Raw genomic sequence first — 22,660 nt, forward strand, 5'->3', positions numbered from 1 at the left:
TGCCAGCCACTGGAGACCGCTTCCGGACGACAAAACATCTGTCCCTCACCGGACGGCCTGTTCTATCTCCGACTTCATGTCCTGCGTCAGTGCTGCAGTCGAAGGCGGCAGAGCCGCTGATCCCCGTGCACCGTTCTTGTCGATGTCTTCCACTAGGAGCTTCATCTCGGCGATCTCCTTGACCTGCGCACGAATGATCGCGTCGGCCAGCTTCCGCACGCGTGGATCGCGCAGGGTAGCCTTGCGCGCGTTGTTGATGGCGATCGAGTGATGCGGAATCATTGACTTCATGAAGTCAACGTCGCCGATCAGCGTTTGCTGACGATTGACTGCGAGAATGATGACGCCGAGCAAGATGGCACCAACCAAGATGGCCAGCTTCGTTCCTGGCCCGGTGTACATCTTCCACATAAAGGCCAGCATGATGACCGCCATCACGCAGCCCATGACGACCGACGACACAAGCCTGGTCAGGCTGAAGGTGACGTGATCAGCACTGAAGACCAGCTGGTACATAAGCGGAAACATAACGATCGTCGACGTGGCAATCATCGCGAAGAAGCGGCCCCAGCCCATCTTCATCGCCATGTCGGTGGTTCGGCTCTTGGTCTCCATGCGCGGGCTCCTTCGCTTTGTCGCGGGGGATGGAAGGCGCGATCAAGGTCGCTGGCACTTGCACCCGCCATTTCATGTCGGGCAATCCGCATTCCCAGCGCAAGAAGATCGAACCCGGCCTCTTGGATGACCGCTTCCGCTGCGTTCAATCAGCAACTTGAGCGGCAGAAGTGGGTCGTTGGCCGCCCGTCACCAGTCGCCGCTGAAGGTCAGCTGACCGTCCCATCGCCGACATCCCGGCTTTCGGCACGTTACCGCGGGCTCACCGGCCAGGCTTGGCCGCGCCAAGCACGGCGGTGCCCTCTACCAGCACGTCCGCGTACCGCTCGACGTTGAACCGGAACGTCCCACGGAAGTTGATGTGTGAGAAGTGCGCCGGGCCAATTCGCCGCAGCCAGTCCTCCTCGATGCCGACGCCATCCCGGTTGAGCTTCGTCACCACTGTGTCCATGCGATTGGTGTTCCACGCCAACACGATGTTGGTCAACAGTGCGTGAGCTCCCGAAATTGCCGCCATCTCTTGCCGCCGGCGGCCACGCTCAGGGGCCACCTGGCCGCCATGAATGGCACGCTGCAGCTGATGCACCGACTCGCCCCGGTTGAGCAGGGTGTGTATCTCGCGTCGATAGTCCGGGATGGCCAGGTAGTCGCACAGAAACAGCGTTCGCAGCAGGCGCCCAAGGTGTTCTGCAGCGCGGTGCAGCGGGTCGCCAACCGCTGCTGACCCCAGCCGGTGGATGGCATGCGCCGCGGACACCTTGCCCGCCCGAATCGACGCCGCCAGGCGCACCAGGTCGTCCCAGCCGCGCTCGATCGCCTTCACCGACACCCGGCGCACGGTGACGCCCTCCAGGCTCTCCGGCACCGGCCAGCCCCTGGGCACGAAGAGCTTTCGCTCACGCAGATCGCGCAGCCGCGGGCACAGGTCAAAACCCAAGAGCTTGGCGATGGCCATCGCCACGTTCGTGACGCCGTGGGTATCAACGGCCAGTAGAGAGACTCGGATCCGGTCTTCGGCACGGTTGTGCTGCTCGACGCCTTCGACGGCCACGCCTGCCTGCCGCTCGTTGAGCACGACGGGTTGGTCGTAGAACAAGCCCCAGCGGTCGCGAACGTGGGTGTACAGCCCCGCGGCATAGGTGCGCCGGCGCGGGTCCACCCGGGCCGTCCAAAGGTGCCGGCTGACGTCCATGGCCATCATGTCGGCAGAACCCTTGGTGCCGTCGCCCCAGAGCGCCGCGATCGGCAGCGCGTTCTGGTACTCCGACACCCGTTCGTTGGCCCGGCGCAGCCTGCCGCTCAGCTCGACGGCCCGCATCGCCGTGGAGATGTGCGCCGCGTCGATGCCGGGGATCATCGAGCCCACGCCCTTGGCGTCGAGATCGGTGCCATGGGCCAGGAGCGCGCCGTAGATGGCCAGCAGCTCGTTGCTCGACGACGGACGGCGGGCCAGCAGCGCCTCGCTGAAGTGGGTGGCGGCGTCGACTTCCAGCAGCAGGTCTGGCAACTGGACGGAGCCGATGTGCTTGAAGACAGCCTCCCGGGTCTTGCGTGGCTCCACTTCCTCGTCCAACGGACGGATCGGCGGCAGGTGCAGGAGCTTGTCGGCGCCGATCTCGATCTGACCGCGACCGGCGGCCTCAGCCAAGGCCGTCAGGCCGACCGACACGCCCGCCAGGATTGGCTCCAAAAACGCCATGGCCTGGTCGGGCAGGCCGAGAATCTGGTGGTGCAGTTCCTTCGTGCGGCTCCAGTCGGCACCTGTCAGCAGCAGCGACTCGCGGGCGCGGAAACTGATCGAGTGGTTCACCCACGCGCTGCCGCGCCGTAGGCTCTTGCGCAGCGCCATCATCGTGCTGGCCTCGAATGCCCGGTACCGAGACTGAGGATCCAGGTCGCTGACGATCGTGTTCCATGCGGCGCCCACCGGCGGCAGCTCGAAGTCCTGCGGGATCTCCTTGGTGCCGAGAGCTTGCAGACGCTGCCAGGCCTGCCATTGGTCGTGGCCGGGGTCGCCCGACGCGCCGGCACACTCGATGTCGCGAAGGCCCGCCAGGTGGGCATGAACGCGCCGGTTGTCCTCGGCCAGCGCCCTACGGACCTGGGACGCGAAAGTGCTTGTGCCAGCTTCGCCGATGTCGTGGAGCAAGGCGCGGGCTTCGAGCACGCGATCGCGCCAGGGCTTGGACTCGTCGTGGAGCACCGACTTGGCTTTGAGGGCCTGCTGCAGCGTCGCGCCGCCGCTGCGCGAGCGTCCCTTCTCGACACGCTCGGCGGCGCGGCGGAACAGGTCTTGGCTGCGGCGCGAAGCCTGCAATAGTGCCATGTCGGTCAGCTCCAACAGTGTGACGCGCAGGAAGCAGGTGATCTCGACGGTCTGGCGCTGCCGCTCTATGCGTGCGGTCATCGACGGACGCCGCATCTGGACATGGGCGGCGTAGGACTGCTGCTTGCTCAGGGCCACGGCGTCCAGGGGCCAGGCGTGCACGCCCAGTTCCTTCAACGCCCGGATCTTCTCCAGCGTTTCGGCCATCGTGCTCGGAGAGTGCCGTTTGGGTGGCGTCTTGAGCCATTCAAGCCGGGTGCCTACGCCCCCGGGATGGGTTGCATAGCACCAGTCGATAGCCTTGAGGAGGGCTGCCTTGCCGACGCCGGCCTCGATCGTGGCTGCCATGGCCGCCTCGGTGGCGTCGAAGGCCTCGCGCGCAAAGTCTGCAAGGCGGCGCGGCCCAGGGATGACGATGCGCCGTTCGTACAGCCACATGCGGGCGGTTTCGGCGAGATCATCGGGATGCGCGGCCTCGAGCGCGGAGATTGCCAGAACGTTTTCAAGTTGGTCGACACCGGCCGCATCCAGGTCCAGCAGGCCGAGGTAGGTGCGAGCCCATGCCTGGTGTTCATACAGCGTCTGGCGGCGAGCGTAGAGGGACCGCAGACTGGCGATGCTCACGGCCGGGGTTTGAAACGCCTCACAGACGGCACGCAGCAGGGTCTTGGGCACCGACGCGAACCGGTCCATCGGGCGGCCGCTGGCCCGAAGGAACAGCATCTGAATGGCTGCCGCGACCCGGCGATCGTGGCGAAAGCGCCCTGAGACCGCGGCGATGTCGTCCGCGCTCATGCAGAACGATTGCTGGACGTCGAAATCCGACAGCCTGGTGGGCAGGTTCTCCGCGCCAATGAAGCGCTTGGCGAAGGACACGGTGACACCCTTCTGGCAGTCGAAACCGCCAATCTACTTGGGTCCGGCGCGGCGCGAATCCCTACATGCCCAGGCGCCGCATCGTGCTGGCGACGGCCTGGCCAGCGGCAACCGTGTCAATTTGCTGGAAAGATACGATTACCCCGATTTCCTCGGCGTGCAGAAGGCCGATGTCATGCCCGTAGCGCGTGAAAAGTACAAGGGTGTGTTGGTGGGCAATATGGGTTACAGCGCTGATGAGGCAGAGGCAGCTATTGCCGAAGGTAAGCTTGACGCTGTGGCCTTTGGCACCGCCTTCCTGGCTAACCCGGACCTGCCCGCACGCATCAGGGCCAAGGCACCGCTGAACGTGCCTGACTCCAACACGTTCTACGCAGGTGGCGTCAAGGGCTATACAGACTATCCGACACTGCAGGTCGCGTAAATCAAAGCCCATTCAAAAGCGAGGTATCCGTAATGGCACGCATTGTCAGAATTCATGAATACGGTGACGCCAGCGTTCTGAAGCTGGAAGATCTGGACGTACCGGCACCGGCAGCAACCGAGGTGCAGATTTGCGTCAAAGCTATTGGCCTGAACCGTGCCGAAGTGATGTTCCGCAACCATGCGTATCTACAGGAGGCCGAGTTCCCGAGCCGCTTGGGCTATGAGGCCGCTGGCATCGTGGTCGCAGTCGGTAGCGACGTAACCGAGACAAAGGTTGGCGATGCCGTCGCTCTAATCCCTCCATTGGATATCGCTCGCTGGGGCACCTACGGCGAGCTGGCCAATGTACCGGCTCATCTGGTGGTAAAGAGCCCTGAGGGCCTGTCCTTCGAAGAGGCTGCTGCGTCCTGGATGCAGTACGTCACCGCCTGGGGGGCGCTAATCGATCAAGCAACGTTGAAACAAGGTGACTTTGTGATTATCACTGCAGCATCAAGCAGTGTCGGTCTGGCAGCCTTCCAAATAGCTCGCATGGTCGGTGCCACATCGATTGCGATCACACGAACCCGCGCGAAAAAACAGGCCCTGCTGGATGCCGGTGCGGCGCATGTAATCGTGAGCGACGAAGAGGACATCGTAGAGCGAGTGATGGCCATCACTGCCGGGCAAGGTGCTCGTGTTGTATTCGACCCAGTTGGCGGCCCCTCCTTCGAGCCCCTAACGCAAAGCATGGCCCGTGGAGGTATTTTGTTGGAGTACGGTGCACTCAGCCCAGAGCCAACGCCTTTCCCGCTGTTTACCGTGCTGGCCAAAAGCCTAACCCTGAAGGGCTATCTCTATGCAGAAATCGTGGCCGACCCAGAAGCCCTGGAGCGTGCCAAGGCTTTTATTCTCCAAGGACTGAAGTCTGGTGCACTGCGCCCGATCATCGCCAAGACATTTGCCCTTAGCGACATCCAGGAAGCCCACCGTTTCCTTGAGGCCAATCAGCAGATCGGCAAGATCGTAGTTACTGTCTGATCGGTTTCTCCCATTGAGGAAGATTAAAATGTATCTGCCGAGCACGATTCCTTATCAGCAGCATCGAGGGTTCAGCCGAACCTTCACTCCGGGTCATTTGAGCCTGTGATTGTTCTTCCCTTTGGAGGCCTTCGGTGGGGACATTCCGAGCATGCTCAACCAGGTCGCATTGGCCAAACGAGCAGAGGAGCTGGGCTTTGAATCGCCCCGACTATGAACTGACCCCCAGAAGTTGGACGGTTGGACGCTAGGCGTTCACGGCCCGCAGCCGGTACTGCACCGGGCTCAACCCGTTGAGCTTGAGCCTGATGCGCTGATGGTTGTAGTAGCGAATGTAGCGGCGCAGCCCGGACTTCAACGCTGCGATGTCAACGAATTTGTTGAGGTAGAAGAACTCCGACTTGAGGGTTGCGAAGAAGCTCTCCATGGCCGCGTTGTCCAGGCAATTGCCCTTTCGAGACATGCTCTGCGTCAGCCCGTGTTCGCTGAGTTGTTTGCGGTACGCCGGCATCTGATAGTGCCAGCCCTGATCGGAGTGCAGAAGCGGGGCTGCTCTGCGGCCGTGCAGCTTCGAGAGCGCCTTCTTGAGCATGTTCCCAACAAGAGAGTACAGAGGCCGCTCCTGCATCTCGAAGGTCACGATTTCGCCGTTGTAGAGGTCCATGACCGGTGACAGGTAGAGCTTGGCGCCGCGGACGTTGAATTCGGTCACGTCCGTCACCCACCTCTCATTCGGCCGTGCTGCGCTGAACTGCCGAGCAAGCAAGTTCGGCGATGGGGCCAACTCTCCCTGGTAGGAGCGATATCGCTTCGGCCGGACCAGCGACTTCAGGCCGAGGCTGTTCATCAGTCGCTGCACAGTCTTGTGATTCACCGCCTGGCCTCCCTGACGCAGTTCGCATGTGATGCGCCGATAGCCGTAGCGGCCCTTGTGGCGCTCATAGGCGGTCTTGATGCGCGACTTCAAGCCTGCGTGCTTGTCGCCGGCCTCCAAGACCTTGGCCTGGTAGTAGAACGTGCTCCGCGACAGGCCTGATGCCGCCAGCAGCACCTGCAACGGGTAGTCTGGCCTCAGCTCGAGGACGGCTTGCGCTCTTTGTGAGCGGGTTGCCGATTGCCCCGAACCAAGGCCTCCAATTTTTTTAGGTAGGCGACCTCCGCACGCAGCCGTTCAACCTCCTCAAGAAGCGCGCGGTTTGAGCTGGCACTATCGGGGTCGGGTGGCTCTGAGCTGGGCTTGCCGGGCTTCATAAGGGGCGTTCGCCGTTTGCCTTCAAGTGCCCCGACGCCACCGCCATCAAGCGCTCGTCGCCAGACGACAACCTGGTTTGGATTGCGAATATCGTAGATCGCCGCGACCTGCCGGCTTGAGAGCTGCTCACGATCTTGATGCCTCAGCACCTGGAGCTTGAATTCAGTGGTGTAGGCGCCGCGCTTGGGCTGCAGGGCGGCCACTCCGTGTAGCCGGTAATGGCTGACCCAGCTACGTACCTTCTCCTCCGGCACTGACCACCGCCGGGCGAGCAGCTTCGCACCGCCGTCCCCAGCCAGAAAGCTCTCGACGACCTTGAGCTTGAGCCTTGTTTCTTACTTCCCCATGGGACCTCTTGAACTGTGTCCAACTTCTGGGGGTCAGTTCAATCCCGGGGCGGTTCAGTAGGCGGCCCCGCCGTTGCCGTAGGAGCAGTAGAAGCAGTTGAACTTCTCGATGGCGTTGAGGTAGGGCAGGTCTTCCCGATCGAACACGAGGTAGTCCGAGCGTCGCACCTTCGGGATGCCATAGATCGGGAAGCACACGGCCTGGTAGGTCGTGACGAACAGATCCATCAGCAGGAACGGGATCCAGCCGAAATAGATCACCGGCGCGGTGAGGACGACGAGCAGGTTGGACTGCCGCAGGAAACGAACCAGTCCCACCCTGTGGCGGCGCTGCTGGCGCGCCAGCTCGCCAGCCAGCTCCCTGCGCTTGGCTTCCCAGACGCCACGCTGCTGGCTGTACTCTTGTTCGACATCCTCCTGCAGCGCACGGATTCGTGCGAGCAACTCGTCGAGATGACTGCGCATGCCGTGATCCTCCGGTGAAGGTTCGCTTCTAGCGCCAGAGATTTGCGCTGGCGCTTCGCATTCAAGGTGAGGCCATCGGGCCTGGCGGCCGCAGGGCGGCCCCGACCGCCTCGCTCAGGCCCGCTGCGCGGGGTTAACGGCGAGGGGGGCGTCGTTCCCGGCCGCCTCGGGATCAGGTGCCCGGCTGCAGCTCGATGCGCACTTCGCGGGCCTTGCCCTCTCGTTCGACGGACAAGGCGACGACGTCACCGACGCGCCGATCATCCAGTCGCGCGAGGAGGCCGGCCACACCCTCGATCGGCTTCCCATCGATGGCGGTAATGAGATCGCCGGGAACGATTCCCTCCTGCGTCGCGCGTATGCCAACCAGCCCCGCCCGCTGCGCGGCGGACCCCGATCGGACCGACAGCACGAACACGCCCTCGCGGCCGGTGATCGTCTGCAGCCGCTGGTTGAACTGCTCGTCCACCTCGATGCCCAGGGCCGGCCGCACGTACTTGCCGGACTTCACGAGCTGCGGCACGACGCGCATGACGGTGTCCACCGGCACGGAGAATCCGATGCCTGCCGACGCGCCGGACGGGCTGTAGATGGCGGTGTTGATGCCGATCAGCCGCCCGGCGGAGTCGAGCAGCGGGCCGCCCGAGTTGCCGGGGTTGATGGCAGCGTCGGTCTGGATCAGGTGCTCGATCGTGGGGCCGCCGGTCTCGCCCGGCAGGGAACGGTCGAGCGCCGAGACGATGCCCGTGGTCAGGGTCCAGTCCAGGCCGAAGGGGTTGCCGATGGCAAACACCTTCTGACCCACCTTGAGGTCGGTGCTGGAGCCCACGGGCACTGGCGGCGGACGCTTGAAGCCGACGCCGATCTTGAGCACGGCGATGTCGTGAGCCGGGCTGGCGCCAACCAGGGCGGCCTGATAGTCGCGGCCATCGGCGAGCTTCACGGTTGCCGCGGAAGCGCCCTGGATCACGTGGAAGTTGGTGACGACATGCCCCGCGTCGTCCCAGATGAAGCCGGAGCCGGTGCCACGCGGCACGGAGAAGGTGTTGCGGCTCCAGACGTCCCGGACCAGCTGGGCCGTCGAGATGTAGACGACCGAATCGCGCGACTTCTCGAAGAGTTCGATGGTCGTGCGTTCATCGGCAGCGAGGTCTCCGCGGGGGGTGACGGTTCGATCGGCAGCCTGGCGGGGGCTGAACCATGCTTCGATGGCGGGCAGGAACTGCCACAGCAGCATGAGCGCCGCGACGCACGCGGCGACAACCAGCCAGCGCCGGAGAAACCGGTCTGGCAATGGGCGTCCGTACGGGTCTGGGTAAGCCATGGCATCCCTCCAGGTTTGTGGCTTGTGTATCGGATCGGAGTGGGCGGTGCGGTACCCGAGCCCTGCTGCGGCCCGGATCGGCGGTCGTCGTGGGGGTCACTCACTGCCTTACGTGGCGTCCTGGGCCATCCGGTCGTCGCGCTGCCGCAGCAGCCAGTAGGTCAGGCCCAGGGCCAGGACGGCGCCGGCCAGCGCGGCCACCTTGGCCGGGCTGGTGTCGGGATCGAGGACCACGAACTTGCGCGACAGCGCGATCAAGCCGATCAGGATAACGGTTTTGACCTGGATGATGCTGTCGCGGCGCATCGCCACGCGCACGATGGAATGCTTGAACTCCATCGCGATCAACAGCGTCATGATCATGCCGAACACGGTCTGGAACACCCGGTGGTCGAGCGGATTGAAGGCATCGATGACCAGCAGCCTGAAGACGATCTGCACCAACTGGAGCAGCGACACGACGATGATCACCGCGATCACCGCCGACAGGATCACGGCGACGACCTGCTCGAAGCGCTCGTAGAAGTTCATCAGCGCCCATTCGTGGCGGAACTGCTGAAGTGGCGTTCTGGACCGGTCTTCCGCTTTCACTTTTCCCCTCCTTTCCACCCTGGTCTCCCCGAAGTGCTCAGCGCAGTTGCGCGGAGACCCAGCGTACGATGTCCTGCACTCCCATGGCGCCAGACTGGCGCGCCACTTCCCGCCCTCCCCGGAACAGCACCAGGGTCGGGATGCTGCGAACGGAGAACTGGGCGCCGAGATGCGGCTCCTCTTCCGTGTTCACCTTGGCCAGCCTGACCCGCGGCTCCAGCAGGCGCGCCGCCTGCTGGAACTGAGGGGCCATCACCTTGCAGGGCCCGCACCACGGGGCCCAGAAGTCGACCACCAGCGGAATGTCGCTGCGCTCGAGGTGACGCGCAAACGTCGCCGCGGTCAGGTCGATGGGCCCGCCGGCGAAGAGCGTGTGCTGGCAGCGGCCGCAGTTGGGCCGGTCATCGAGTTTGGCGGTCGGCACGCGGTTGACGGACTGGCAGTGCGGGCAGACGATGTGGACGCTGTCGCTCATGAGGCGGCTCCCAGGGGGCTGAGTTGCGTTAAGTCCCCTGTCGGGGCGGAGCGGTCGCCTGCCGCGGGCTGCAGCCCGCGGGTCAACAGGCGAATGTCGTTCTCGTCGAGCGTTTCCCGCGCCAGGAGCTCGCGGGCACATCGCTCGAGCACGTCGCGGTTGCGATCGAGGATCCGGTAGGCGCGTTCGAACACACCCATCACGATGTCGCGGATCGCCTGGTCGATGCGGGCCTGGGTCGACTCGGCCACCCGGCAGCCCCCGTGCGCGAGTTCGGGCACGTCGAGGAATCGCGGCCGCTGCGCCTCGTAGGCGATGTAGCCCAGGCCTTCGTCCATGCCGAAGCGCGTGATCATGTCGCGCGCGATGTCGGTCGCCCGCGCCAGGTCGTCCGCCGCGCCGGTGGACAGCTCGCCGAAGACGAGCTTCTCGGCGGCGCGGCCTCCCAGCAGCACGGCGATCTTGTGCTCCAGATCGGCGCGCGTCATTAGGAAGCGGTCCTCCGTGGGGCGTTGCAGCGTGTAGCCGAGCGCGCCGATGCCGCGAGGGATGATCGAGATCTTGTGCACCGGGTCGGTCCCCGGCAGGGCCAGCGCCACGAGCGCGTGCCCCATCTCGTGGTAAGCCACGGTCTCGCGCTCCTTCGGGTTGAGCACGCGGTTCCTCTTCTCGAGGCCGGCGACGATGCGTTCGATGGCGGCGGTGAAGTCCTGCAGTTCGACGGCCGCTGCCTTGCGCCGCGTCGCTGCCAGTGCCGCCTCGTTGACCAGGTTCGCGAGATCGGCGCCGGAGAATCCCGTCGTCAGCGCGGCGACCTGTTCGAGGTCAACGTTCGTTGCCAGCGTGACCTTCCGGGCGTGAACCTTGAGGATGGCGAGCCGGCCCTTCTTGTCGGGCCGGTCCACCAGCACCTGGCGGTCGAAGCGGCCGGCGCGCAGCAGGGCCTGGTCGAGGATCTCCGGGCGATTGGTCGCGGCGAGCATGATCAGTCCGACCGAGCTGTCGAAGCCGTCCATCTCGGTGAGCAGCTGGTTGAGCGTCTGTTCGCGCTCGTCGTGACCGCCGATGGGCCCGCCCACGCCCCGCGCACGGCCGAGCGCATCGAGTTCGTCGATGAAGATGATGGCCGGCGCCTGGCTGCGGGCCTGCTCGAACAGGTCGCGCACGCGCGCCGCGCCGACGCCGACGAACATCTCGACGAACTCCGAGCCGGAGATGGAGAAGAACGGCACGCCGGCCTCGCCGGCCACGGCCTTGGCCAGCAGCGTCTTGCCCGTGCCGGGCGGCCCGACCAGCAGCACGCCCTTGGGAATCCGTGCTCCGAGGCGGCCGTAGTCCTGCGGGTGCTTGAGGAACTCGACGATCTCGACCAGTTCCGCCTTGGCCTCGTCCACGCCGGCGACATCCGCGAAGGTCACGCCGGTGTTCTTCTCGACGAACACCTTGGCCCGGCTCTTGCCGATGTTCAGGAAACCGCCCATGCCCTGCTTCTCCGCAAACCGGCGGAACAGGAAGAACCAGACGCCGAAGAACGCCACGGCCGGAAGGATCCACGACAGGATGTCGCGCAGCCACGTGCTCTCCACCACGCGCGCATACGGGACGTCGTACTTCGACAGGCGCTCGGCCAGATCGGGCTCGACCCGGGTCGCGACGATCGTGGTCTTGCCGCGACCGTCCGGCGACTTCAGGCGCCCGGTCACGGTGCGGTCCGACACCAGCACCTCGGCGACGCGGCCTTCGGCCAGGGCCTTCTCGAACTCGCTGTAGGGCACGGGCTCGACGGTCTTCGCGGCCTGCCAGTAGTTCTGCAGCATCAGCAGCAGCATCAGGGCCACGATCCAGTAGCCGACGTTCCATTGATCCTTCTTCTCCATGGCGGGGGTCCTCGACGTGGGCTGTGGCTAGAGAACGGGCGTGAAGAGGCGGGCGATGCCGTCGCGCAGCTTGACGGCAAGCGGCTGGGCGCGCAGAGCCGCCGACGCGACGGGCCGGGATTCCTCGCGCACCGCGTCGAAGGCCGCCTCCAGGCGCGCACAGAGCGAGGGGTCGTAGACCTCCACGTTGAACTCGAAGTTGAGCCGCAGGCTGCGTGCGTCCCAGTTGGCCGAGCCCAGGCAGCACCACAGGCCGTCGACCAGCATCAGCTTCGTGTGGTCGAAAGGCCCCGGGCGTTCGAAGATGCGGGCGCCGTGCTCCAGCACCTGCCAGTAGTGGGCACGCGCCGCCCACTGCACGGCAGGGTGGTCGCTGTGCTGCGGTGTCAGCAGGTCGATCCGCACGCCGCGCAAGGCGGCCGTGTTCAGGGCGGCGATCAAGGGCTGGTCGGGGACGAAGTAGGGTGTCCAGATGCGCACGGTGCGCCGCGCCGCGCTCAGGGCGCCCATGAAGGTCCAGCGCAACCTGTCCATCGTTTCGTCGGGGCCGGCCTCGATGCCGCGGGCCCAGCTCGTTCCCGCCTCGCTGCCCGGCGTGGGGGCGGCGCCGAAGAAGTCGGCATCCAGCCGCTCTTCCGTGGTGTCGAACCAGTCGCGGACGAAGGTCTGCACCAGGTGCCGGACCACCGGGCCCTCCAGCCGGAAGTGCAGGTCGTGGCACGCCTGCTCCGGCGCCTCGGGCCGCCAGTAGGGGCCGAAGATGTTCATGCCGCCGGTGAAGCCCACCGTACCGTCCACGACGAAGAGCTTGCGGTGGTTGCGCAAGTGCGCGGCATGCAGCCGCGCCGGGATGAGCGTCGGGTTGAAGGAAGCGACCCGCCCGACGGACCCTCGCAAGGCGGCGTAGGCGCTCCAGGGCAGCAGGCGCGCATAGACATCGTCGATCAGCACCCGCACGCGCACGCCTCGCGCATGCGCGCGCTGCAGCGCCTCGACGAAGGCCTGGCCGATGCTGCGTCCATCGAAGATGTAGGACGCGAGTGCAACGCTGTGCCGCGCTGCGTCGATGTCTGCGAGCATCGCAGGGTAGGCCTGCGCACCGTCGAACAGCGGGGTGATGCGATTGCCTTCCGTCAACGGCAGTCCGGTGGCACGGCCGACCAATCGCGCCAGGCCGGCCAGCGCGTCCGGCAGGTCCGGCGGCACCGCGGTCGGGGCCGTTGCGCAAGGGGCCGCCCGCGCGCCCGAGAGCCTGCGCGCCCGCCGCTGGTAGCGGTTGATGCCGAAGAACAGGTACAGCAGCGCCCCGCCGAGCGGCAGCAGGCCGATCAGCAGCACCCACAGCGTGGCGGACCGCGGGTCGCGCTTGTAGACCACGGCATGACCCGCCGCGGCGAGCGCCGCGGACAGCGACAGCGCCGTGGCTGCCCATGCCATCCCGTCCGGGATCGACATGACAGCCTGGCCCCTCATGCGGGGTCGCTCGCAGCCTTCTTCCTGCGGGCTTCCTTGCCCGATTCCTTGGTCGAGTCCTTGCCCGCCTCCTTGGGCGAGGCCGGTGCGGCAGGTGCTTCGTCCTTGGCCGGCTCGGCTTGTTTTCGCTCGAACTGCACGCGCTCGGCCTTGTCGTCCCAGCGCGCGCTCGCCTGATCACCCTTGCCGATCCCGCCACCGAGCATCTCGCGCGCCAGGGCCGTTTCCAGCTCGCTGCGGATGAGGCGCTTGAGCTCGCGGGCACCGAACTCCGGACGGTAGCCTTCTTCCGCGAAGTGATCGACCAGCGTCGCGTCGAACGTCAGCGTCACGCCCTGGCTCGCGGCATTGCGGGCCACGCGATCGAGCTGGAGGCCGACGATATGGCGGATCTCCTCCTTGCCCAGCGCATGGAAGACGATGATCTCGTCGATTCGGTTGAGGAACTCGGGCCGGAAGTGCCCGCGCAGCACGTCCATCACCTCCGCCTTGGTCTTCTCGTACTCCTCGCCGGCCGCACCGCGCGCCTTGAGGCGGCGCTGGATGATGTCGGATCCCAGGTTGGAGGTGGCGATGATGATGGTGTTGGTGAAGTCCACCACGCGACCCTTGCCGTCGGTGAGGCGCCCGTCGTCGAACACCTGCAGCAGGATGTTGTAGACGTCGGGGTGGGCCTTCTCGATCTCGTCGAGCAGCAGCACGCTGTAGGGCCTGCGGCGGACCTTCTCGGTGAGCTGTCCGCCCTCGTCATAGCCGACGTAGCCCGGTGGGGCGCCCACCAGCCGCGCCACGGTATGGCGCTCGCCGTACTCCGACATGTCGATGCGCAGCAGGGCGCCCTCGTCGCCGTAGATGGATTCGGCCAGCGCCTTGGCGAGCTCGGTCTTGCCGACGCCGGTGGGGCCCAGGAACAGGAACGTGGCCACCGGCTTGCTGCCTTCGCGCAGGCCGGCGCGCGACAGCCGCACCGCATCGGCGACGGCGCGCACCGCCTCGTCCTGGCCCACCAGGCGCTCGTGCAGGCGCTGCTCCAGGTGCAGCAGCTTCTCGCGCTCTTCCACCGTCAGTTCGTTGACGGGGATACCGGTCAGGCGCGAGACGATCTGCGCCACGTGTTCCGCCTTGACTTCGGCGCTGCCCGAGCCGCGCTCGCGTTCCCAGTCCTCGACCAGCTTCTTGAGCTCGGCCTCCTTGGTTTCGATGCGCTTGCCGATCTCCGCCGCCTTGTCGTACTGCTTGCGCGAAGCCACGTAGTCCTGCTCCCGGCGCAGCTGGTGCAGTTCGGACTCCAGCTCCTGCACCGCGACGGGGCGCGCCGTGGCCGACAGCTTCACGCGCGCGGCCGCCTGGTCGAGCAGGTCGACGGCCTTGTCGGGCAGGAAGCGCGCCGTGATGTACCGGTCGGACAGTTCGGCGGCCGCGATGATGGCGTCCTCGGTGATGCTGACCTTGTGGTGCGCCTCGAAGGTGTCGCGCAGGCCGCGCAGGATCATGATGGTCTGCGCCACCGTCGGCTCGGGCACCATGACCGGCTGGAAGCGCCGCTCCAGCGCGGCGTCCTTCTCGATGTACTTCTGGTACTCGTTGAGCGTCGTCGCGCCGATCAGGTTCAGCTCGCCGCGCGCCATCATCGGCTTGAAGACGTTGGCCACGTCCAGCCCGCCCTCGCCGCCGCCCTGGCCGGCACCGACGATGGTGTGCACCTCGTCGATGAACAGGATCAGCTCGCCCTGGTGCTCGGCGATTTCCTTGAGCACCTTCTGCACGCGTTCCTCGAACTCGCCGCGGTACTTGGCGCCGGCCACCATGGCGTTGATGTTCAGCTCGACGAGGCGCTTGTCGCGTAGCGTCTCGGGCACCTCGCCGGCCACCATGCGCTGCGCGAGCCCCTCGACGATGGCGGTCTTGCCCACGCCAGGCTCGCCGATCAGCACAGGGTTGTTCTTCTTGCGCCGCGCCAGCACCTCGATGGTGGTCTCGATCTCCTGGGCGCGCCCGATGACCGGGTCCAGCTTGCCGTCGCCCGCCATCTTGGTCAGGTCACGCGAGTACTTCTCGAGCTCCGGGGTGTTGGTCGGCGTCTCCGCGCGCCCATCCTCGGCTCCCTTACCGACCACCTTGTTCACCTGCTGCCGCAAGGCCTGCGGCGTGAGGCCGTAGCGGCGCATCAGGTTGGCCGCAAGGCCGTCGCCCTCCTCGGCCAGGCCGATCAGGAAGTGCTCCGGGCCGACGTAGGAGTGGCCCAGCTCGTTGGAGGCCACGAAGGCCCGGCTGAGCGCGTCCTTGACGCGCGGCGAGACACCTACCTCGCCCTCGAACGGCTTGTCTCCGCGCTTGGCCTCGGACTCGATCTGCCGCTTGAGGTCGTCGACCTTGATCTTGAACTGCCCGAGGATGGTCTTAACCACATCGCTGTCGGCCAGGGCGAGCAGCAGGTGCTCGGTATCGACCTCGGAGCGGCCGAACTCGGCAGCGCGCCGGGCCGCCTCCTGCAGCAGGCCCTCGGATTGCTCGCTGATCCGGCTGGCGAGCCCGCTGCCGCGCCGACGGGGAGCGCCGGTGCCAGTGGCCGCCGGCTCTCCGAACGAGGCGTCGACCACCTCGTCGGCATCCGCGGCAACGGACGTCGGCTCGTCGCCCAGCCGGAAGAACCCGCTGCCGAGGAAGTCTTCGAACAGGCCGCTGCGCGAGCCGAACAGGGCCTCGAGGGGCGAGATGGTGCGCTTCTGCTGGCGCACCAGCTGCCGGTAGTGATCGTCACACAGCAGCATGGTGCTGTGGCGGCCGTTGAGGTCGGCTTCCACCCGCACGGTGGCGGGCTGGCCGCAGACTTGGCATTGTTTTTTCGCCATCCCGGTGCTCCGCAGGATTGTGAAACCGGCAGGCCGTCGCATCTCGCGACGCCGCGCCCCGTGATCAGATTGCGCCGCAATCGCGGCACAAAGTCTACCTCATTTCTCGATCGGAATCGCTCGACCCTGCCGGGGCGCGTTCCCTTCGCGCTTGTCGATCGTGATGGTGAGCACCCCGTTCTTGAATGAGGCCCGGATCGACTCCTGGTTGGCGTCCTGCGGAAGGTTCAGCGCGCGCTGGAAACTGCCGTACGAGCGTTCCACACGGTGGAAGCCGCCTTCCTTCTTCTCCTGCTCCTGGCGCTTCTCGCCGCGGACCGTCAGGACATCGTCGTCGAGCGAGATCTGGATGTCCTTCTGCTCCACGCCCGGCACCTCCAGGGAAATCGTGTACTGCTTGTCGGTCTCTTGGATGTCGAGCGCCGGCTTCAGCATGGCCGGCCAGTCGGCAGGCTGCGGTACCGAGAGCGCCGGAAAGCCGAAGCCGCGAAACGCGTCATCGAACAGGCGATCAATCTCGCGGTGCAGTTGCAGGATCGGGCTCACCGGCCCGCCGCTCGCCGACACTTCGGCTCGCGGCGCGGGCAGCGAGGACGTCGTCCGGTTGTCCTCCTGCTCCTTCTTGAACCAGTTCCAGGGGGCCCACTTCTTCAGGTCCAGTTCCATAACGACCTCCAATGAATTGATCAAACCCAATTGCCGGTGCAGCGAACGCAGAAGCGTTCAGCCGACGGGGAGCCCTGGTCAACACCTATCGACAGCCGCCCACTTAACAGTCAAATTGAGCGTACCCTTTGGAAATGCTGAGTGACTTGTGCAGGATCACGGAAATGGGTCGTGAGTACAAGTCCGGATGTCGAAGAGCGGGCACTCACGCATCGCGGTGCCGGTAGGATCGCAGCCTTCGGAATGCGGCGCCCCGCACAGCAGTTCCGCCCCGCTGAAGCCGAATGACTTAGCCCATTTCGCCTATGACCAGTCAGCAGAGTGAGCCACGCGCTGACCCTATTGGCAACAACCAGCACACCTGCCCACTTTGAAATTGAGGTCGTCGAACTGCGCCTCACCGATCGCGGCGGCGCTCTCACTCCGTTGCGCCGCCCTGCTTCATCCATGTGCCCAGAGGCGCGAGCGCGGGAAGCCGGCCGGGGCCAAGTTCAACCGTCAATTTCGCCCGTTGAGGCACTGCTCCCCGCGTGGGCCAAGAGCCGCCGGTAGACCAACTGGGCATGTTGAATGCCGATCGACCGCATGTGCCAGAACCTGAGTTTATAGAGGCTGGATGATTGCCCGAGGTTGGCGGATCGCGCGAAATGCCCGTGAAGAGCTGCTAACGGCATTGCCCCGGCGGGCGCACGGGGCACGGCGGCATGGTACGGCTCATAGAGCTTCCAGTATTGCACCGTGGCGCAGCGCAGGCCGGCCAGGGCCCACTGCCCAGCGTGAGCCCCGGGTCACTCGTCATCAGGGCACAAGCACGAACTTCAGCGAAGGCATGGATCTGCGCGCGGACTGCCGCAGCCCGGTACTGACCTTGGACACGCCCCAAAGGTGGGAAATGGGCAGGTATTTGGTAACGACAGGTAAGCCGATCCGCTGCACTCGAGTGCCCCGTTTTGGCGAGAGCCAAGGGGCATCCGTGCACGCCGGTTTGGGCGCCGATGCAGCTCGGAGAGGGAAACCGCTACTTTTTGCACCGATCCCAAGGATAGCCATTTGGCCGGAACGCAGTAAGTCATTGATTCGTTTAAGCGCGGATTTCGAAACCGCTTCTTCTGCACCGATCCCATGGCGAGGTAGCTGGCGCGGGGGGCGGAGCTGAACCGTCGCAGAGGGCCCGGCCAGCTCGGCCCAGTTCCGCCCATTCAAGCGCGCCTGCGCTGTGGCTGCTGGCGCTGCAGGAGCGTGGCCGCGTGCCGCTCGATCCCAAAGGACAGGGTCCCCCGAAAGTTGATGTTCCCGAACTGCACCGGCCCCATGCGGCGGATCCAGGCCTCTTCGACTGGCTGCTTCTCCTTGCGCCGCCGGTCGACGACTCCCTGCATCTTCATGGTGTTCCAGGCGATGACTATATTGGTCAGCAGGGCGTGCGAGCCCGAGATGGCGCGCATCTCGTCGCCCCGGCGGCCGCGCTCCGGGAGCAGCCGGCCATGAAAGATGGCGCGCTGCAGCTGGTGCACCGATTCGCCCCGGTTGAGCAGGGTATGAATCTCTCGACGGAAGTCCGGGTTGCTGAAGAAGTCGCACAGGTAGAGCGTGCGCAGCAGGCGGCCCAGGTGGTCAGCGGCCTTGTGCAGGGGAGCGCCTTGGGCCGCGCTGCCCATGCGCTCCAGCACCAGCTTTGCAGAGATCCGCCCCGTTCGGATTGAGGCGACCAGGCGCAGCAGTTCATCCCAGCCTTTGACGATCGCTCGCTTGGACACGTCGCAGAGGGCGGCCGTGCGGACTGCCGCCGGTACCGCCATCCCTCGCGGCAGGAACAGGCGCCGCTCGGAGAGATTGCGCAGCTGAGGGCACAGATCGAAGCCCAGCAGCTTGGCCACCGTCATCGCGACGTTGGTGTAGCCATGCGTATCGACCGCCAGCAGCGACAGCTTGATGCCGTCCTCGACGCGGGCGTTGTGCTGCTCCACGCCTTCGAGCGCGGCGCCGGCCTGGCGCTCGTTGAGCACGATCGGCTGGTCATAGATGACGCCGTAGGTGCTGAGCACATGGGTGTAGAAGCCCACGGCGTAGGTGCGCCGGCGCGGGTCGATGCGGGCGCTGAAGAGGTGCTTGGAGGCATCCAAGGCCATCATGTCGGCCCGAGGCCTTGTCGGCCTTGCCCCAGAGTTCGGCGATCGGAAAGCGGCGCTGGAAGGCGACGACCCGCTCGTTGGCGCGGCGCAGCCGCCCCTGGGCTTCAAGTGCGCGCATGGCGGCCGTGACATGGGCGGCCTCCAGACCGGGCACCATGGCGGCGACTCCCTTGGCGTCGTTCTCCGTGCCATGGGCCAGCAAGGCACCGTAGCAGCCGAGCAGCTCTTGGATCGAACCGGGCTTGCGGCCCAGCAGCACTTCGCTGAAGCCAACGTGCACATCCACTTCGACGATGAGGTCGCTGAATTGCGTCTCACCGATCGCGGCGGCGATCAACTCTCGGTTGCGCCGCACCTCGTCATCCACTTCCAGCGGCGCGAGCGCGGGCAGGCGGAACTCTCCCTGCGCATCGATTTCCACGCCACCCCCCTCGATCGCCTCGGCCAGGCCGCGCAGGCCGACCTCCAGATTGGCGTTCAAGCGTTCGAGGAACTTCTTCCGATCGGTCGTCAGGCTCAGGGCGCTGATCAGCTGGCTGCGCTCCTTCTTCCATTGCGCGGGCGGGATGAGCATCTCCTCCCGGTTGCGGTACTCCTGGCTGTGATTGATCCAGAGCCGCCCGGCGCGCAGGTCCCGGCGGACCGAGACCAGGGTGCAGGCGCGCAGCGCTGCCAGCGCGCGTACGCGGTTGGGGTCGCTCAGCAATGCGTGCCAGGTCGGATCGGCCTGACCCAGATCGAAGTCCCTCGGCAACTCCCTGGCGTTGCCCTCGCGAAGCGCGCGCAGCACGCCGACCAGTTTGAGCGAGGCCGTGGCGACATGGCCCTGGATGTCCAGCCCGACCAGCGCATTGAGCAAGGCGGAAACTCTTGCCGCGTCGTCCACCAGGCCTTGGCGCACCAGGGCGGCCCGACTGAAGCGCTGCTCGCTTTCATGGGCGGGTAGCAGTTGCTTGGGGGCCGCGATCTTCTGCTCGTCGGCCTGGTCCTCACCATGGACGATCGCGCGGATCTGGTTCTGGCGCTCGCGGTAGTGCGTCAGGCCGCGAGTCTGTTTGGCTTGCACGCGTACGGTGGCATGCCGCATCAGGTCGCTGATGCGACGCGCGGCCATGAACAGCTCCGTGTCGGTCAAGTTCAGCAGGGTCATGCGAAGGAAGCAGACCACTTCCAAGGCTTGCGAGTCGGGCTTGAGGCGCCTGGTTTCGATGGGCGGTCGGTTGACGACTCCTTGGCCGTAGGCGCGCATTCGGGGTCCCGATAGGCCTTCCAAGGTCCAGTCATGCACGCCAAGCTGTTTCAGGTAGCTGATCTTGTTGGTCACCTCGGCAAGGCCGCTCGGGCTGTGCTTACCGACGGAGCCTTTGAGCCACTCCAGCACCGAGCCGCCACCCCGGCCACGGCGCTTGCTATGCACGGCCGCCAGCAGCCGGGTGAGCTGCTCATCCGACAGCTGATGAAGCGGTTCTTCAGCACTGCAGCCGACGTCGTGGAGGAAGGCACCCCGGCCCTCGCCGAGAAGTTGCGGCAGGCCACGCCGCACTGGACGAGGCACACGCATGCCACGCACCTCCTCCAAGGTGGCGCCGAGCTGACAACGGTGCGCGACAACCTGCGGCTCGCCTCGCTGGCCACGACCTCGATGTACCTGCACACCGACGATGCGCGGCGCGCCAAGCAGGTGGCCGATCGGTTCGCGGCGCCGCGGTCGTAGCCTACAGTCGTCTCGCCTTCACACACCCTGCTAGCCATGCCGCCCATCACCTGCGATGCCTGCCGTCAGCCGGCTGCCGACCACGACGTCGTGAACTACGGGTCGATGGAGGCCGGCTACCAGCGGCTCTGCGGCCGATGCTTCAACGAGGCCGCCGCCACCCGACTCGGGCTGCAGGGGTTCGAGCACGTGGCGTTCGAGCCCATCCGCATGCTCGACGGGCGCGGGGCAGGGCACGAGTTCCGGTTTCGCACCCGGCTGTTCGGGCAAGGGGTGGCGATCGACGCCTTTGAGCTGCGCGATGGCTGCCCGGCCGGGTATCGGTTTCAGGTGATCGGGGAGCCTGACGACGAGCCGCTGGAACTACTGGGCAAGCTGATCGGCAAGATGCGCCGAGCATTGGCTCTCACGCATCTGGATGACACCGACCACGGGCTGCAGGTGAACGATGGCTTGGTGCTGCGGGGGACCGTCGACAGCGATCCCGAGGAGGATCATCGTGTGCCGATGGTCATAGTCGATGGCCGTGAGATCTCCTGGGACGAACTTGGACGGATGGTGGCGACCTTCGAGGGCTGGCAGTTCAGGCTGGAGTTTCGCGACCGGAGCGACGAGGTCTGACCGGGTCGATCGCGTGAGACCGCGTGGTCCGGCCTCCCAGGGGCGCCCGAGACGAAGCGCACTAATCTGCACGAAGAACCCGCAGCCATCGCAAGAGCCTGAATCGTAAGTGCTTGTCGTTCAACGGGTTCTCAGAGCAAAGCGCACCAATCTGCACGAAAAGTACGACTACCCCCCGCCGAAATCGGCCGTCGAATTCAGATGGTCAGCCGTTCCGTCGCCTGTGCGCACGCGCCCCTGCGATTCACGGCGTTTGCTGCGCCACGTGCTTGACGCGAAGGATCTCGACGGTGCGAGAGGTGTCGATCACCCGATAGACGGCGATGTAGTTGGCGTGCAGCACGAGTTCGCGCACGTCGGCTGGCAGCCCGGGCCGGCCCTCATGGCCGAGCCTCGGGTGCTGGGCCAGCGGCTGGACTTTCTCGCGCAGCTTCTTGCCGAAGGTGCGTGCACGGGTAGGACTGTCCTGGGCGATGTAGCGGACGATGCTGCGCAGGTCTTCCAGAGCCTTGGGGCGCCAGGCGATGCGGTAGTCGGCCCCAGGCATCAGTCCCCGAGCTCCGGCCGCCACGTCCGCACGATGGCCTTGAACTCCGCCTCGTAGCCCAGGCTGTCGGGGTAGCGGTGAACGCGGCCGATCAGGCCGAACACGGTCGTCATGTCCGCCACGATGTCGGTGTCCAGTGCCCACAGCGAGGTCAGGTCGAAGGCACCGCAGCTGCCTGTGTTCCACCAAGCCAGCAGAAAGTCCGCAACGACCCGGCTCTGCCCCGAGTCGCGCCTGGCATGCGCGAGCAGGCGCTCGAGCGCCGCCACTTCCTCGGAGGTGATCGCAGGGGGCGGCGCTTCAGCGGCGGCGGCCAGCATCGCCTGCGCAATGACCTGATCGGGTTGGCGCGGCGTCGTGCTCATGCGCCTTTCCTTCGTGCGGAGCCGGCACGCTGGAGCTCGATCGCATCGATTTCGGCGTCCATGGCCGCCATGGCCTCGTCGTGCGGGACGCTCGGGCGCGGATCGTCGAGCGACTCGTGGATCTCGGCTGCGAGCCACCGGTTGTGGGCCACGGCCTGGTGGGCCGTGCGCATCGCTTCGGCCTGGCTGGAGCGACTGCGGCTCATGTCCTTCTCGTCGGGGTTCCAGTCGGTGGCGTCGAGCTGCGCCACGGCGATGCCGACCTCGCGCAGCAGGATCATGGCCGAGGCCGGGTTGCCGAAGCGGCGCGGCTCGGTGCTGCGGGCCTTGGCCAGCACGGCGTCCTGGCCGCTCCGGGTGGCGATGCGCAGCATGAAGGCGCCGCCCTGGCCCTTGAGCGTGACACCGGCGACGCCGCCGGCCGCCGCCGTCGCGCGCAGTTGTTCCAAGGTCATGCTGTGCATAGGATCCACCGCATAGGAGATGGAATCATTGTGCACGGTTGACAGAAGTCGTGCAACGACCGCCGGCCTAAGCGCGAGATTCAATGAGAGTGCGGAAGCACCGCGCCACCAGGGCGACAAGGTCCCTGGCCAAGCCAGCGCTGGCGGGAGCAGCGCTCATCTCGTATGCTTCTGGCGCGATTGTCGCCAAAACGTCTAATGGGCGACAAAAGAGGTTATGTAAAAAGGTTTG

18 protein-coding genes and 1 pseudogene are annotated in these 22,660 nt (G+C 65.9%); 4 read left to right on the forward strand and 15 right to left on the reverse strand.

Features of this window, described 5'->3' with window-relative positions:
• Positions 1-45: 45 nt before the first annotated feature.
• Together MW290_RS04455 and MW290_RS04460 are read right to left on the reverse strand one after the other, a co-directional pair.
• A complete protein-coding gene (locus tag MW290_RS04455) occupies positions 46-615 on the reverse strand; it encodes a DUF305 domain-containing protein (RefSeq protein WP_250196081.1) in 570 nt (189 codons plus the stop codon).
• Between the two features lie 262 nt (positions 616-877).
• Positions 878-3,817 (reverse strand): Tn3 family transposase, encoded by a 2,940-nt coding sequence (locus MW290_RS04460; protein ID WP_250196082.1) that lies wholly within the window; start codon positions 3,815-3,817, stop codon positions 878-880.
• Between MW290_RS04460 and MW290_RS04465 the strand changes: the two genes are divergently transcribed.
• Complete coding sequence (locus MW290_RS04465) at positions 3,804-4,241, forward strand: beta/alpha barrel domain-containing protein (protein WP_250196083.1); 438 nt, start codon at positions 3,804-3,806, stop codon at positions 4,239-4,241. The genes MW290_RS04460 and MW290_RS04465 overlap by 14 nt on opposite strands.
• A gap of 32 nt (positions 4,242-4,273) precedes the next feature.
• Positions 4,274-5,263: a zinc-dependent alcohol dehydrogenase family protein gene (locus MW290_RS04470; RefSeq protein ID WP_250196084.1), complete on the forward strand. Its 990-nt coding sequence runs from the start codon at positions 4,274-4,276 to the stop codon at positions 5,261-5,263.
• 247 nt (positions 5,264-5,510) lie between these two features.
• On the opposite strand, the gene MW290_RS04475 is transcribed toward MW290_RS04470, so the two are convergent.
• The 10 genes and pseudogenes from MW290_RS04475 to MW290_RS33005 form a co-directional block, all read right to left on the reverse strand.
• Positions 5,511-6,814 (reverse strand): IS3 family transposase gene (locus tag MW290_RS04475; protein ID WP_375142827.1). Its coding sequence is split into 2 segments (ribosomal slippage): positions 5,511-6,394 and positions 6,394-6,814, totalling 1,305 coding nucleotides; the frame shifts between segments, so codons are not numbered across the junction.
• 102 nt (positions 6,815-6,916) lie between these two features.
• Positions 6,917-7,327, reverse strand: a complete 411-nt coding sequence (locus MW290_RS04480; protein ID WP_250196085.1) for a hypothetical protein — start codon at positions 7,325-7,327, stop codon at positions 6,917-6,919.
• A 172-nt stretch (positions 7,328-7,499) separates the two neighbouring features.
• A complete protein-coding gene (locus MW290_RS04485) occupies positions 7,500-8,651 on the reverse strand; it encodes a S1C family serine protease (protein WP_250196086.1) in 1,152 nt (383 codons plus the stop codon).
• A gap of 108 nt (positions 8,652-8,759) precedes the next feature.
• Positions 8,760-9,182 (reverse strand): phosphate-starvation-inducible PsiE family protein, encoded by a 423-nt coding sequence (locus MW290_RS04490; RefSeq protein ID WP_250196590.1) that lies wholly within the window; start codon positions 9,180-9,182, stop codon positions 8,760-8,762.
• 97 nt (positions 9,183-9,279) lie between these two features.
• Positions 9,280-9,717 carry a thioredoxin TrxC gene (gene trxC, locus MW290_RS04495; protein ID WP_250196087.1) on the reverse strand — a complete coding sequence of 146 codons (438 nt, stop codon included), beginning with the start codon at positions 9,715-9,717 and terminating at the stop codon, positions 9,280-9,282.
• Complete coding sequence (gene ftsH, locus MW290_RS04500; protein ID WP_250196088.1) at positions 9,714-11,594, reverse strand: ATP-dependent zinc metalloprotease FtsH; 1,881 nt, start codon at positions 11,592-11,594, stop codon at positions 9,714-9,716. Before ftsH ends, trxC begins: the two co-directional genes overlap by 4 nt.
• 27 nt (positions 11,595-11,621) lie before the next feature.
• The gene (locus MW290_RS04505) at positions 11,622-13,049 is read right to left on the reverse strand and encodes a phospholipase D-like domain-containing protein (protein WP_250196089.1); all 1,428 of its coding nucleotides are present in this window, start codon (positions 13,047-13,049) and stop codon (positions 11,622-11,624) included.
• Between the two features lie 14 nt (positions 13,050-13,063).
• Positions 13,064-15,919 (reverse strand): heat shock survival AAA family ATPase ClpK, encoded by a 2,856-nt coding sequence (clpK, locus tag MW290_RS04510; protein WP_250196090.1) that lies wholly within the window; start codon positions 15,917-15,919, stop codon positions 13,064-13,066.
• Between the two features lie 99 nt (positions 15,920-16,018).
• On the reverse strand, positions 16,019-16,585 hold the full coding sequence (locus MW290_RS04515) for an Hsp20/alpha crystallin family protein (protein WP_250196091.1): 567 nt from the start codon (positions 16,583-16,585) through the stop codon (positions 16,019-16,021).
• Positions 16,586-17,784: 1,199 nt separating this feature from the next.
• A pseudogene (locus MW290_RS33005) lies at positions 17,785-19,066 on the reverse strand (Tn3 family transposase); the annotation flags it as partial.
• Between the two features lie 933 nt (positions 19,067-19,999).
• Here MW290_RS33005 and MW290_RS33240 point away from each other — a divergent pair.
• Both MW290_RS33240 and MW290_RS04530 read left to right on the forward strand, forming a co-directional pair.
• Positions 20,000-20,431 (forward strand): tyrosine-type recombinase/integrase, encoded by a 432-nt coding sequence (locus MW290_RS33240; protein ID WP_375142804.1) that lies wholly within the window; start codon positions 20,000-20,002, stop codon positions 20,429-20,431.
• 36 nt (positions 20,432-20,467) lie between these two features.
• The gene (locus MW290_RS04530; RefSeq protein ID WP_250196092.1) at positions 20,468-21,052 is read left to right on the forward strand and encodes a DUF7713 domain-containing protein; all 585 of its coding nucleotides are present in this window, start codon (positions 20,468-20,470) and stop codon (positions 21,050-21,052) included.
• A 244-nt stretch (positions 21,053-21,296) separates the two neighbouring features.
• Here MW290_RS04530 and MW290_RS04535 read toward each other — a convergent pair whose 3' ends face one another.
• From MW290_RS04535 to MW290_RS04545, 3 genes are read right to left on the reverse strand one after another with little or no spacing between them, the layout of a single operon-like run.
• A complete protein-coding gene (locus MW290_RS04535; RefSeq protein ID WP_250196093.1) occupies positions 21,297-21,599 on the reverse strand; it encodes a type II toxin-antitoxin system RelE/ParE family toxin in 303 nt (100 codons plus the stop codon).
• Positions 21,599-21,919: a DUF7673 family protein gene (locus tag MW290_RS04540; protein ID WP_250196591.1), complete on the reverse strand. Its 321-nt coding sequence runs from the start codon at positions 21,917-21,919 to the stop codon at positions 21,599-21,601. Before MW290_RS04540 ends, MW290_RS04535 begins: the two co-directional genes overlap by 1 nt.
• Positions 21,920-21,960: 41 nt before the next feature.
• A complete protein-coding gene (locus MW290_RS04545; protein WP_250196094.1) occupies positions 21,961-22,419 on the reverse strand; it encodes an antitoxin PaaA2 family protein in 459 nt (152 codons plus the stop codon).
• Positions 22,420-22,660 lie beyond the last annotated feature (241 nt).

The organism is Aquincola tertiaricarbonis (genome assembly GCF_023573145.1).
Classification (GTDB): Bacteria; Pseudomonadota; Gammaproteobacteria; order Burkholderiales; family Burkholderiaceae_C; genus Aquincola; species Aquincola tertiaricarbonis_B.

Bases quoted from the DNA above. Each gene is read 5' to 3' on its own strand.
- MW290_RS04455 (WP_250196081.1), bottom strand. From the start codon at position 615: ATGGAGACCAAGAGCCGAACCACCGACATGGCGATGAAGATGGGCTGG.
- MW290_RS04470 (WP_250196084.1), top strand. From the start codon at position 4,274: ATGGCACGCATTGTCAGAATTCATGAATACGGTGACGCCAGCGTTCTG.
- MW290_RS04480 (WP_250196085.1), bottom strand. From the start codon at position 7,327: ATGCGCAGTCATCTCGACGAGTTGCTCGCACGAATCCGTGCGCTGCAG.
- MW290_RS04485 (WP_250196086.1), bottom strand. From the start codon at position 8,651: ATGGCTTACCCAGACCCGTACGGACGCCCATTGCCAGACCGGTTTCTC.
- MW290_RS04490 (WP_250196590.1), bottom strand. From the start codon at position 9,182: ATGAACTTCTACGAGCGCTTCGAGCAGGTCGTCGCCGTGATCCTGTCG.
- trxC (WP_250196087.1), bottom strand. From the start codon at position 9,717: ATGAGCGACAGCGTCCACATCGTCTGCCCGCACTGCCAGTCCGTCAAC.
- ftsH (WP_250196088.1), bottom strand. From the start codon at position 11,594: ATGGAGAAGAAGGATCAATGGAACGTCGGCTACTGGATCGTGGCCCTG.
- MW290_RS04505 (WP_250196089.1), bottom strand. From the start codon at position 13,049: ATGTCGATCCCGGACGGGATGGCATGGGCAGCCACGGCGCTGTCGCTG.
- clpK (WP_250196090.1), bottom strand. From the start codon at position 15,919: ATGGCGAAAAAACAATGCCAAGTCTGCGGCCAGCCCGCCACCGTGCGG.
- MW290_RS04515 (WP_250196091.1), bottom strand. From the start codon at position 16,585: ATGGAACTGGACCTGAAGAAGTGGGCCCCCTGGAACTGGTTCAAGAAG.
- MW290_RS33240 (WP_375142804.1), top strand. From the start codon at position 20,000: ATGCACGCCAAGCTGTTTCAGGTAGCTGATCTTGTTGGTCACCTCGGC.
- MW290_RS04530 (WP_250196092.1), top strand. From the start codon at position 20,468: ATGCCGCCCATCACCTGCGATGCCTGCCGTCAGCCGGCTGCCGACCAC.
- MW290_RS04535 (WP_250196093.1), bottom strand. From the start codon at position 21,599: ATGCCTGGGGCCGACTACCGCATCGCCTGGCGCCCCAAGGCTCTGGAA.
- MW290_RS04540 (WP_250196591.1), bottom strand. From the start codon at position 21,919: ATGCTGGCCGCCGCCGCTGAAGCGCCGCCCCCTGCGATCACCTCCGAG.
- MW290_RS04545 (WP_250196094.1), bottom strand. From the start codon at position 22,419: ATGACCTTGGAACAACTGCGCGCGACGGCGGCGGCCGGCGGCGTCGCC.